Below are 10,611 nucleotides of genomic sequence, written 5' to 3'. Positions count from 1 at the left end.
AGCGCTTTACATCGAACGAGGACACGGTATTATGCCAAGGAAACAGCAGTTATTTTAACACATCGAATGGTAATTCCTTGCTCACTGTGGATCGATTCCCATTCCTAACAAAAAAAATCTGTCCCTCTGCCTGATTAGGCAGATTGGAACAGATTTTAGCCTTACTATATGCTTACTTGCTGAGCTTCAGCTCCAGTTGAACCTGAATGTCATTTTCAGTAGAAAGGACCACCGAATGTGGATTCTCCATACCAAAATCTTCAAAGGTAACCATCGTTGTGGCGGACAACAACACCTGATCATTTTCGTAAGCAGCTTTTACGTCAAACGTAACCTCTTTCTCAATCCCTTTTACCGTTAGGGTTCCGTTCATTTTAAAGTCTACGGTCTGCCCTGCCGGCCATTCCGTTGGTACACCTTCAAATGAGGTAGCCGTAAATGCAGCTTGTGGATGGGTGGAAACATCGAAGAAATCAGCTTCTTTCACATGTCCATCCCGCTGGCTATTGCCTGAATCAATGTCTCTCATCTCGATCTGTCCATCCGCTTTCATCTGGGACGCATCGTCTACATTAAGAGTCAAGTTACCACTAACCTGCTCGTCCGCAAAATTGACCGTCTCCCGGGATGTCGTTACCGAAAAATATACTTTCGAACCTTCGCTGATGCTCCAGTCTCCATTCAATTGCTCTGCTCCCGCTGCAACGTTGGAAACGCTTGTACCGCTGTCCGATCCGGCTTCCGTTGTGGAAGCTGCAGTGCTGGCAGGCAGCACCTGTTCAATCTCAACGTTGTTGCCCAGGTAACTGTTCGCGAAATAGTACCCTCCGCCCCCAAGAATGACGATTGCTGCCGCACCTGAGATCATCCATGTTTTTGTCTTCTTATTCATCTCTATTTCCTCCAATGGGTAACTGTATAAGTTGGTTATTTATCAGCATCTTACCAGCCCAATGTGTCAGGATGACGTCAAGAAATGATGTGCAACGCATTTTTTTCTGAAAATAATTGCCTCATTGGCATTGTGCTTCCGCTCATGTAAAATCAGTACACAAGCTTCTGAAGTGAAAGGAGACACCTTCTTGAAATCCATACTTATCGTCGAAGATGAACAAGCCATTGCCCGTGTGCTGGCTGCCTATCTTCGAAAAGCGGGATTCGACGTTCGTCATGCAGCGGATGGACCCACCGCCCTAACTTTATTTGATTCGGATGTGCCTTCCTTGGTATTGCTGGATGTGATGCTGCCTGGAATGGACGGTTGGGATCTGCTACGAATCATCCGCCAAAAAAGTGCTTGTCCCGTCATCATGTTAACAGCACTGGATGATATTCAGGACCGTCTTAATGGGCTGAATGCCGGTGCTGACGATTATATGAGCAAACCCTTTGTGCCTGAGGAAGTGGTCGCCAGAGTCAATGCTGTGCTTCGCCGCAATCCACACTGGACAGCTGAAGGTGAAGGCAAACGTTATTTTGGTAATCTGGTCATTGATCTGGCTGCCAAACAGGTACTTTTGAACGGTGCCGAGGTTGCACTCACACCACGTGATTTGTCACTGCTCCTGTTTCTAGCAGAATACCCCAACCGCACATTCACCCGGGACCATCTGATTGAACAGGTATGGGGCATGGATTATGACGGAAGTGACCGGGCTGTGGACCTGTCGATCAAACGGCTGCGTCAGGCGTTATCCCACTGGCTGCCTGAAACGGGAGAAATCCGGACTTTACGGGGAATGGGGTATCAATTTTGGATCGCCAACTAAAACGAAATACAACCAAACGTAAAACATCCATTCTGTCCTACTGGACGCTTCGATATTTTCTAATCCTCTGCATTGGTTTCACCATTATTGTTGCAGGGGCACTTTACTGGATCAGAACTACTTCCATTGAAAAAGGTCTCAAAACGGCCCAGCTGCTAGGGTTGGAAATTGCCGAAAAGGTAACGGGAGCGGAAAACAAACTGCATATTCCCCCGGATCTCGACGGGCTCGTGGACAAGCGAACCAAGCTTTTCAATACAGATAATTACTTTTGTATTATGGTGCTCGACAACAATAATCAATTGATCTATTCCAAACCAAAAATGACGCAGCAAGATGTATATAATCGGCTGTCTGATGACCTACGCGAACCAAGAAACAAAAAATTCGCCGGGGTGACAGTCAACGTCACAGATGACGATCAGACGCTCGGTAAAGTGTGGGTCATGCAGTCCAAAAAGTCCATTGCATACAATCCGGAAACGATGCTTGTGGTATGCATCCTGTTCGTGGCTTTAATTCTGTGTGGTTGGTTTACAATCTACCTCCTGTCCCGCAAGCTCTCCAGGCCTATTCGTCAAGTCGCCCATGCCGCAGAGCAGATTCGAAACGGAAACTATGAAGTCAATTTGGATCTGAACACACGAGAACGGGAGATGAATGAACTCGTTGAATCTTTTCGCGAGATGTCTATCCGTTTGCAGCAATTGGAGGAATGGCGTGCCCTGTCACTTGCTGGGGTAACCCATGAATTGAAAACACCGGTAACGTCCATTAAAGGACTCGTGATGGCTGTCCGGGACGATATTGTCAGTCCGGAGGAAGCGAAGGAATTCCTGGACATCGCACTCAAAGAATCGGAACGAATGGAACGTATGGTCGCTGACCTGCTGGATTACAATGCGATGAGCGCTGGAAGTGTTGCTGTTCGTCGGGAACGCATAGATCTGAATTTGCTGGTGGGTGAAATTATGTATCAGTGGAAAATCGCTTATGAGGACAAGTCTCCCGAGATTGAATTGCACACACCTTCGTGTACGCTCTATACCATCGGTGATGCCCTTCGCATTCAGCAGATTATTGTCAACCTGCTCAATAATGGACTGCAAGCTGCCGCTTCCGATCAAGCGGCCGTCTTTCATATCCGTTTGCGCGCTGAGGCGGACAACTTGTTTGTTGATGTGCAGGATAACGGTACGGGTATCACTAAAGAAGATCAACCCAAGATCTTCGAACGTTTCTACCGTGGTGAGATCAAAAAACGCCGTACCCGCGGGTTAGGTCTGGGACTAACCTATAGCCGCTTGCTTGCTCGAGCTCAGGAAGGGGATTTATCCCTGACCTCCAGCAGTCCTGAAGGCAGCCTTTTCACCTTAACTTTGCCACGATGGTCTGGTCCTGAAAAAACAGAGATAGAACCATCTTACCGCGCAACGGCTAACGCGTAGCAGGACACGATGTCTGCATCTTATAAACGGGCTTTCTTCATCTGCCAAAGAACCAAGAACAAACGGCCCATGTAAATTGCTGAAATATCGAATAGCCCGACATTCCTTCATAGGAACCGGGCTATTCATAATGGGACAGTGGTCGGTGATATTCATATACAAGCTAAGTGGTCAGTACTCGCGGCATATATTCTGCATACGCGTCATTAATGAACTGCTCATGTAATCGACTGCTGGCAATAATGGCTTTCCGCTTGGCTTTTAAAACAATCTGCTCCACATCCGCATAACTGCATCCTGTGAGGCGTTCACACATGAATTCTTCCAGTCGGCTCTCCTGCTCAAACTGCCCCATCAGCTTGTTAATATATAATCTACGGCTTGAGTCATCCGGCATCCCATAAGTCATTTTGGTATCAAATCGCCGCCATATCGCATGATCCAGCTGTGTCTCCAGATTCGTAGCGGCAACCAGAATGCTGTCACCATCGAGTTCATCAAGACACTGCAACAATGTATTGACGACACGAGCCATTTCTTTAACCTCATCATTACTTTCACGTGTACGACCTACGGCATCAAATTCATCTAGAAATAGCACACAGGGGTTAGCCCGTGCATATTCGAATAGTTTACGGACATTGCTTCCCGTCTCCCCTAGATGGCTATGAATTATGGCATCGAGTCTCACAAGAACCAGCGGAAGCTGAAGTCGGTGTGCAAGATGGAAAGCAGTTAGTGTTTTGCCTGTTCCCGGAGGACCAAACATCACCATTTTGTTCGGCATTGGCACATCATGTTCTGCAAACTGATCTTTCATACCGAGAATGGTAATAAACTCCTCAACCACCCGTTCATTGTCAGCGGAGAATACAATATGCTTTGCCTTGCGTCCACACTCTTTCGGTGAATAAAAAGCGGCCATATCGATGCCTTTAGCTCGGGGTATCCGATTTATATGGTTGGTTTTGCTCATCGTTGATCGTTCTCCTTCTTCTATGTCTCAAGGGATCATCCAAGTTAAATACTATCGATTCAATCTCATTCATAAATTAACGATCTTTTAATCGTAATTATTACTATTAAATCATAACATAATATGGCCTCTTTGCAAAGTTTATGTGACTTGTCCATCATTTTGCGTAAGGTCTCGCCCAATTTGTTGCAAGCGGCAGTAAAATTTGCTATTCTAAATATGCATCGTTGTGTATAACGCAAAAAAGCCCTCTATTTACTCGAGAGAGCACAAAATTTTTCCAGATTTGCAAGCGGCAACTTGCCAATTCCGGATCCTTTTATACCAACGAATGTAATCCAATTAAAGTGAGGTTATCAATCATGGCAAAAGACGTATTATGTGAGGTTAATTCATGTCGTCACTGGGCTCAAGAAAACAAATGCAACGCATCTTCAATCTACATCGTGAGTCACAGTTCCAAAAAAGTAAGTGAATCCGCTGAAACGGATTGCAAAACATTTGAAGTAAAATAAAATTCAAATGGTACAAGTTAAAGGAGCCCTCGCGGTTCCTTTTTCTTTTTCTATTGTAACAAGAATGATAATTATTATCAAGCTCTTTTCTACAAAATCTGAACTCCCCTCTCTTCATGCACATTGGACTGCCTATTGACGTACACTACGAGAGCAGTCAAACTGCCCATGAACGAATAGACCATAGAGGTGAGTAACGATGCCCGTAAAAAGTGGCAAACAGTATATCGAACGGATCGATGCACAGACGGTCCCCTGCTGGTACAAAGGGGAGCTTGTTACTGGAAAACGTTCTGAACATTTTGCGTTTGCAGGTTTGATGGAAACACAAGCGAAGTTGTATGATCTTCAGTCTGATCCACATTTAATCGATACGATGACTTATGCATCTCCTGCTGACGGAAAACCAGTAGGTATGTCCTTTCTTCCTCCAACCAGTGTGGATGACTTGCGCAGACGCCGAGAAGCCATGAATATTTGGTCAGGGACTCACCATGGTTTTTTGGGACGATCACCCGATTATATGAACACAGCAATTATGGCCTTTTATACTGGGGCAGATATCCTTGAAGAAGTATCGCCACAATACGCCGAAAATCTGAGAAACTACTATGCCTACTGCCGGGATAATGATATTACCCTCTCCCATGCCTTTATCCAGCCCCATGCCAGTAAAATTTCGGGACAATTGGACGCGACCGAAGATGCAATTGCCGCCAAAGTGGTTGATCGCACTGAAGAAGGTCTGATCATTAATGGTGCATTCATGATGGCCACTCAGGCCGCCACGTCAGACGAAATCCTGGTTTATCCTTCCCCTTCACCGGCACCGTTCGACGAAGAAAATCCGTTTGCTTTTGCTTTTGCTGTACCAAATGACCTGCCTGGTATTAGTCTGATCTGCCGGGATACCTACGCCGCCGAGTCCAATTTCAACTATCCACTCAGTTCCAGATATGAAGAGATGGATAACATTGTAATCTTTGATCATGTGCTTGTTCCTCATGAACGGATATTCTTCGCCGGTAATGAGGAAATGTCTGGCCGACTCTTTAGCGGAAGCCATTTTCACATCCACGCAGGACATCAGGTCGTATGCCGGTATATCGCCAAAACGGAATTTGTTCTGGGCACCATTCAGTTACTCGCTGACACGCTCGACCAAGCTGCTGAAACGCATGTGATAGAGAAAACAGCCAGGGTGCTCGCCGGTCTTGAAACGTTAAAAGCACTGGCTCTGGCAGCAGAAGCCGGTGCTATGGAAGATGGACGGGGATTTATAATACCTGCCCCCAAACCGTTAATGGCAGCAAACCTTTTATTCCCCAAACTGTATCCAGAGATGATTGAAATTTTACAACTCTTAGGATCCAGCGGTGTAATTATGGTGCCTCAGGAAGAAGAGTTCCACTCGAATATCGCGCCTCACTTGGATACGTACCTTAGAGGAACCGATATGGTATCTCAGGAACGCACAGCGTTGTTTCGTCTAATCTGGGAGCTTGGAGCAGGATCATTCGGAGGCAGACAGACCCAGTTTGAACGGTTCTTTTTTGGCAACTCGATCACCGTCTCGAACCGGATGTATTCAGCAGTCTTTGCAGATCAATCGTATCGTCAACTCGTTCGTAATTTTATTGCCAAAACCGGCAAATAAATGAGGAATGACTGATTCCCTCGTTTAAACCAGATGGTCGTAGACCGTCATCAGTTCAGAGGCTGGTCTGCCTGCGTCGGTATCCCGAAGTGCAGACTGGTCTCCGTAACCGATGTGGAATACACCCAATACCTTTTCCTCACGCGTTAAACCCATCAAATTCATAAATACGGGATGCTGTTGATAATCATTGATCTTCCAGACGGCATTCAAACCTTGTTCCGCTGCCAGGATGCAAAAACGTTTGCTCCAGGCTTTTGCAGGCAATAAATGGTCCTCCCTGGCATTTGAAGGGGCGACAACAACCAGATGTGCCGGAATAGCTTCTGTATATTGATATGTAGCCCAGTCCCCGTAACGATCTGCCAAATGTGGTGGGTAACTCTGTCTGACCGCCTCCAGATACAGTTGACGTCCTTCATTCGCGAACAACATAAAACGCCAAGGCTCTGAACTTATCACATATAAAGATGGATCTGCTTCATCCAGCAACCGTCTTATAACCGACTGTGGTACAGGCAACGGGCTGAATTCACAAGTTCCTATACGTTTCTTGCCGCTTGCTGCATCTTGTCTCAAACCGGTAGACATGGCTCATCCCTCCTTAATCTGCACGATATATCACACCATCCATTGTCTTACTTACATCAACCAGTTTTTTTTCGGTTCAGTCTCACTTCTCCACCGATCGACCTCTTCGTGCACTCTGGCTTTGTCCTGAACCGTAAACTGATCAGATTCCACCTTCTCTGCGCTTGGAATGCTGTCACGAATCAGTCGAATATAATCCATCGAACGGATAAGCGATTGTCTTCCCGGGATATATCGAATCTTGCGACCTTCAAGCAAACAATAGATTTCGATCATGCCTGGCAGCTTGCCAAATGCTTCCCAGCAGAACACGCTCACCATATGCTGGAACGCCTCAACCACATTTGGATCATGGACAACCATATATTTTTGGATGAGCAGTGAATCCCAGCCCTCTGGCTGCCAGGCAGCCTGGAAGATCATGGACAGATGCATCGACAAGGTAGGAAGCTCCGTTCGCCATTGTTCAAATAGAATGGTCGGATGCTTCAGATCATCGTTCATCGCAATTGCAAGGGATAATTCATCCGTAATTTTGTTTTTTACATCCCAGTAATGAAGTACCGATTCAAATCCGGTTGCCTTTCTAGGCCACCACTTTTCGAGTAAATATTGTACAGGCACCTCTTTGCGCACTTCCGGGTCCATACTGTAAAAAGCATTAACTGCATGGCTGACTGCATATTGTACACGGTGTCTCCATTGCAGCGGTGAGCGCTGTTCAGCCTCCGGTTCCGGGCGGATGAACCGATGCGGGCTGCGCAACATCTCTTCCAATCTGTAATCTTCAAGCAGCCGTACCGGGGTGTCTGACATTCCCGGCTGAAGAGCTGCCTGAACATTATGTCTTAACATGAGTCCTTAGGACACCTGTAATCCGGCAGCAGCAAAACGTTTGCCAAAGTCACGGCACGTATCCTTCTCCTGCTCCATCGGACTGTATTCAATCTTCAGCATCTCTGGAGATACCTCCGCCCCACGTTCCACCAGCTTTGCTGCCGCAAGATCAACGGCTCCGCAGTACTGCTCGTAAGAAGTATCCCCGCTTCCGAACACTGCTGCCCGTTTGCCACTCAGATCTAGCTCATCCAGCTCTTCGTAAAAATCGAGGAATTCATCCGGCAGTTCACCGTCTCCCCACGTGTATACTCCAATGAGAAATCCGTCATAATCAAGTACATCAGCTGCATTGCAATCCGTTACGGACTTGAGATCCACTTCATGCCCACCTTGTTTAATTCCTTCGACGATCAGTTCCGCAATCTCTTCCGTATTTCCTGTCATACTTGCATAAGCCACTAACAATTTAGCCATCTATTTTTCCCTCACTTTTTATTGATCATGTCATACTGTTCCTGAAGAAGTAACATTTGAATTTATCAAAATCATATGTGATAATGATTATCATTGTCAAATTAAATTTTCAATCGGTTTCCATTTCAGTATATGGTGATGGACCAAATTCAACACCATATTAGGCACTGCACCCTTTCAGGCGCCTACCACAACTGGCGTACAGGCCCTTTTTTGTTGTACAATAGTATCCAAATGACTCTTGAAGGATGGATAAATCATTATGTACGTAGCAAAGAACTGGAAGGACTATGAAGTAATCGATACAGGAGGCGGCGAAAAGCTGGAGCGATGGGGCGATGTGATTTTGCGTAGACCCGATCCACAGATCATTTGGCCCCTTGAAAAAGAAACCAATGAATGGCGCCAGGTTCACGGCCATTATCACCGCAGTTCTTCGGGCGGCGGCAGCTGGGATATGAAAAAACCGATCCCAGAACGCTGGACCATCGGATATGAGAACCTGAAATTTCATATTAAACCAACCAGCTTTAAGCATACCGGTCTGTTCCCTGAACAAGCGGCTAACTGGAGCTGGATGATGGATAAAATCGCAGGAGCAGGTCGTCCCATCTCTGTACTGAACCTGTTTGCATATACAGGCGGCGCAACAGTTGCTGCAGCTTATGCCGGAGCTTCAGTTGTTCACGTGGATGCGGCTAAAGGCATGGTACAGTGGGCCAAAGAAAATGTTCAATTATCCGGCCTCGCGGATCGTCCTGTTCGTTTCATTACAGATGATGTATTCAAATTCGTACAGCGCGAACAACGTCGCGGCAATCGGTATGACGCGATTATTATGGACCCTCCTTCCTATGGCCGCGGCCCTAACGGAGAGACATGGAAGCTGGAAGAGAACCTCTATCCTTTCCTTAAATCCTGTATGGAAATTCTGTCCGATAACCCATTATTCATGCTGGTCAATTCCTACACAACCGGGATTTCGTCTACCGTTCTGCGCAACATGCTGACAATGACGATGTCTGCCCAATACGGCGGTCAAATTACAGCTGGTGAAATTGGTCTTCCAATTACCCGTAGTGGTCTGGATCTGCCATGCGGTATCTTGGGCCGCTGGGAGTCCTGATTATGTCCGAACATTCGCAAACAATGGGAGATATTCCGATTCTGTTTGAGGACAATCATCTGTTAGGCATCACGAAACCGGTCAATGTACCTACCCAGGAAGATGCATCAGGTGATCCGGATTTGCTTACACTGCTAAAACAGGATTTGAAAGAACGCTATAACAAACCTGGCAACGTCTATCTCGGATTAGTACATCGTCTTGACCGCCCTGTTGGTGGTGCCATGATTTTTGCCAAAACATCGAAGGCGGCTTCAAGATTATCCGAGACGGTTCGGGGACGTCATTTCCGCAAAATATATGCGGCTGTTGTACATGGCAAGCTGCCTGCACAGCAAGGAACGTTAAAACACACGCTGCTGAAAGATGCACGTACCAATACCGTCACCGTTGTGCCTAAAGGTACCGCCGGCGGTAAAGATGCTGTGTTGGATTACCGGGTCATCGGCGAAACTGACCGTTACAGTCTGGTTCACATCGAACTGCACACAGGCAGATCTCATCAGATTCGGGTCCAAATGAAAGAGATGGGCTGCCCCCTGTTTGGAGATCAAAAGTACGGTGCAGGTGTGAATAAGCCTGGACAACAAATTGCTCTCTGGTCTGCCATCGCTGCTTTTCCCCACCCGGTAACGAAGGAAGAAATTGTCCTTCAGTCCCTACCTCCCCGTGAATTCCCATGGGCAGAGTGGCCGGCAGCTGTGTATGATAACGTATTTAAAGCAGAACATTAATTGATATATTAATATAATCATTCACAGGATCAGGTCAAATCTGACCGTAAACCGTGTCATCCAGATTCCTTATCTGAATGGCGCGGTTTTTTTTACTCCAATGGAAAGGAAGACCTACTATGACACCTTTTACGAAACAGGTCGTCGCCATCATCGCAGCAATCCCGGAGGGAAAAGTCATGACGTATGGACAGATTGCCGCTCATGCAGGCAGCCCGAGAGCTGCCAGGCAGGTTGTACGCATTCTGCACTCCATGAGCCGGAAGGAGCGCCTTCCCTGGCACCGCGTCGTCAATGCCAAAGGTCTGATAGCCATTCCTGACGAGCATTCACGCCTCATGCAGGAAACGGAGCTCATTAGCGAAGGCGTTGAATTCCAGATGGATGGAAGCATCAACCTCAAACTCTTCGGTCATGATCCTGGTCCTACCTTCCTCCTTGATCTATCGACCGATGAAGAATAAAGTCAACACAAGGCATA

Annotated in this window: 12 protein-coding genes; 7 read left to right on the top strand and 5 right to left on the bottom strand. The window is 46.7% G+C overall.

From position 1 onward, the window contains the following. Positions 1 to 172: 172 nt before the first annotated feature. On the bottom strand, positions 173 to 892 hold the full coding sequence (locus ACR1R9_RS07625; protein ID WP_326065706.1) for a YceI family protein: 720 nt from the start codon (positions 890 to 892) through the stop codon (positions 173 to 175). A 190-nt stretch (positions 893 to 1,082) separates the two neighbouring features. Between ACR1R9_RS07625 and ACR1R9_RS07620 the strand changes: the two genes are divergently transcribed. Both ACR1R9_RS07620 and ACR1R9_RS07615 read left to right on the top strand, forming a co-directional pair. Then, positions 1,083 to 1,769: a response regulator transcription factor gene (locus tag ACR1R9_RS07620; protein ID WP_326065707.1), complete on the top strand. Its 687-nt coding sequence runs from the start codon at positions 1,083 to 1,085 to the stop codon at positions 1,767 to 1,769. Beyond that, positions 1,754 to 3,217, top strand: a complete 1,464-nt coding sequence (locus tag ACR1R9_RS07615) for a HAMP domain-containing sensor histidine kinase (RefSeq protein ID WP_326065708.1) — start codon at positions 1,754 to 1,756, stop codon at positions 3,215 to 3,217. The genes ACR1R9_RS07620 and ACR1R9_RS07615 overlap by 16 nt, the downstream gene beginning before the upstream one ends. Before the next feature lie 163 nt (positions 3,218 to 3,380). Here the strand turns inward: ACR1R9_RS07615 and ACR1R9_RS07610 are convergent, their stop codons facing one another. Then, complete coding sequence (locus ACR1R9_RS07610) at positions 3,381 to 4,193, bottom strand: AAA family ATPase (RefSeq protein ID WP_326065709.1); 813 nt, start codon at positions 4,191 to 4,193, stop codon at positions 3,381 to 3,383. 362 nt (positions 4,194 to 4,555) lie between these two features. Here ACR1R9_RS07610 and ACR1R9_RS07605 point away from each other — a divergent pair, with 362 nt between their 5' ends. Together ACR1R9_RS07605 and ACR1R9_RS07600 are read left to right on the top strand one after the other, a co-directional pair. After that, on the top strand, positions 4,556 to 4,708 hold the full coding sequence (locus ACR1R9_RS07605) for a DUF1540 domain-containing protein (RefSeq protein WP_072733378.1): 153 nt from the start codon (positions 4,556 to 4,558) through the stop codon (positions 4,706 to 4,708). A gap of 199 nt (positions 4,709 to 4,907) precedes the next feature. After that, entirely contained in the window at positions 4,908 to 6,365 is a 1,458-nt protein-coding gene (locus ACR1R9_RS07600; protein ID WP_076289003.1) for a 4-hydroxyphenylacetate 3-hydroxylase family protein, read from the top strand. A gap of 24 nt (positions 6,366 to 6,389) precedes the next feature. On the opposite strand, the gene ACR1R9_RS07595 is transcribed toward ACR1R9_RS07600, so the two are convergent. From ACR1R9_RS07595 to ACR1R9_RS07585, 3 genes are read right to left on the bottom strand one after another with little or no spacing between them, the layout of a single operon-like run. Continuing rightward, the gene (locus ACR1R9_RS07595) at positions 6,390 to 6,956 is read right to left on the bottom strand and encodes a nitroreductase family protein (RefSeq protein WP_326065712.1); all 567 of its coding nucleotides are present in this window, start codon (positions 6,954 to 6,956) and stop codon (positions 6,390 to 6,392) included. Between the two features lie 51 nt (positions 6,957 to 7,007). After that, positions 7,008 to 7,811, bottom strand: a complete 804-nt coding sequence (locus ACR1R9_RS07590) for a hypothetical protein (protein ID WP_326065714.1) — start codon at positions 7,809 to 7,811, stop codon at positions 7,008 to 7,010. Positions 7,812 to 7,817: 6 nt separating this feature from the next. After that, positions 7,818 to 8,270: a flavodoxin gene (locus ACR1R9_RS07585; RefSeq protein WP_064636952.1), complete on the bottom strand. Its 453-nt coding sequence runs from the start codon at positions 8,268 to 8,270 to the stop codon at positions 7,818 to 7,820. A 262-nt stretch (positions 8,271 to 8,532) separates the two neighbouring features. On the opposite strand from ACR1R9_RS07585, the gene ACR1R9_RS07580 reads away from it, so the two are divergent. From ACR1R9_RS07580 to ACR1R9_RS07570, 3 genes are all read left to right on the top strand, one after another. Then, positions 8,533 to 9,396, top strand: a complete 864-nt coding sequence (locus ACR1R9_RS07580; protein WP_024630567.1) for a class I SAM-dependent methyltransferase — start codon at positions 8,533 to 8,535, stop codon at positions 9,394 to 9,396. Between the two features lie 2 nt (positions 9,397 to 9,398). Next, the gene (locus ACR1R9_RS07575) at positions 9,399 to 10,130 is read left to right on the top strand and encodes an RluA family pseudouridine synthase (RefSeq protein WP_310853508.1); all 732 of its coding nucleotides are present in this window, start codon (positions 9,399 to 9,401) and stop codon (positions 10,128 to 10,130) included. 119 nt (positions 10,131 to 10,249) lie between these two features. After that, entirely contained in the window at positions 10,250 to 10,594 is a 345-nt protein-coding gene (locus ACR1R9_RS07570; RefSeq protein WP_064636948.1) for an MGMT family protein, read from the top strand. Positions 10,595 to 10,611 lie beyond the last annotated feature (17 nt).

It is taken from the genome of Paenibacillus taichungensis, assembly GCF_050994985.1.
GTDB classification, from domain to species: Bacteria; Bacillota; Bacilli; order Paenibacillales; family Paenibacillaceae; genus Paenibacillus; species Paenibacillus taichungensis.
This window is presented reverse-complemented; position numbering and strand designations above follow the sequence as displayed.

What these genes read in the sequence shown, in the direction of transcription:
- ACR1R9_RS07575 (WP_310853508.1), top strand. Translation starts at nt 9,399, where the DNA reads ATGTCCGAACATTCGCAAACAATGGGAGATATTCCGATTCTGTTTGAG.
- ACR1R9_RS07625 (WP_326065706.1), bottom strand. Translation starts at nt 892, where the DNA reads ATGAATAAGAAGACAAAAACATGGATGATCTCAGGTGCGGCAGCAATC.
- ACR1R9_RS07570 (WP_064636948.1), top strand. Translation starts at nt 10,250, where the DNA reads ATGACACCTTTTACGAAACAGGTCGTCGCCATCATCGCAGCAATCCCG.
- ACR1R9_RS07590 (WP_326065714.1), bottom strand. Translation starts at nt 7,811, where the DNA reads ATGTTAAGACATAATGTTCAGGCAGCTCTTCAGCCGGGAATGTCAGAC.
- ACR1R9_RS07585 (WP_064636952.1), bottom strand. Translation starts at nt 8,270, where the DNA reads ATGGCTAAATTGTTAGTGGCTTATGCAAGTATGACAGGAAATACGGAA.
- ACR1R9_RS07610 (WP_326065709.1), bottom strand. Translation starts at nt 4,193, where the DNA reads ATGAGCAAAACCAACCATATAAATCGGATACCCCGAGCTAAAGGCATC.
- ACR1R9_RS07605 (WP_072733378.1), top strand. Translation starts at nt 4,556, where the DNA reads ATGGCAAAAGACGTATTATGTGAGGTTAATTCATGTCGTCACTGGGCT.
- ACR1R9_RS07580 (WP_024630567.1), top strand. Translation starts at nt 8,533, where the DNA reads ATGTACGTAGCAAAGAACTGGAAGGACTATGAAGTAATCGATACAGGA.
- ACR1R9_RS07600 (WP_076289003.1), top strand. Translation starts at nt 4,908, where the DNA reads ATGCCCGTAAAAAGTGGCAAACAGTATATCGAACGGATCGATGCACAG.
- ACR1R9_RS07595 (WP_326065712.1), bottom strand. Translation starts at nt 6,956, where the DNA reads ATGTCTACCGGTTTGAGACAAGATGCAGCAAGCGGCAAGAAACGTATA.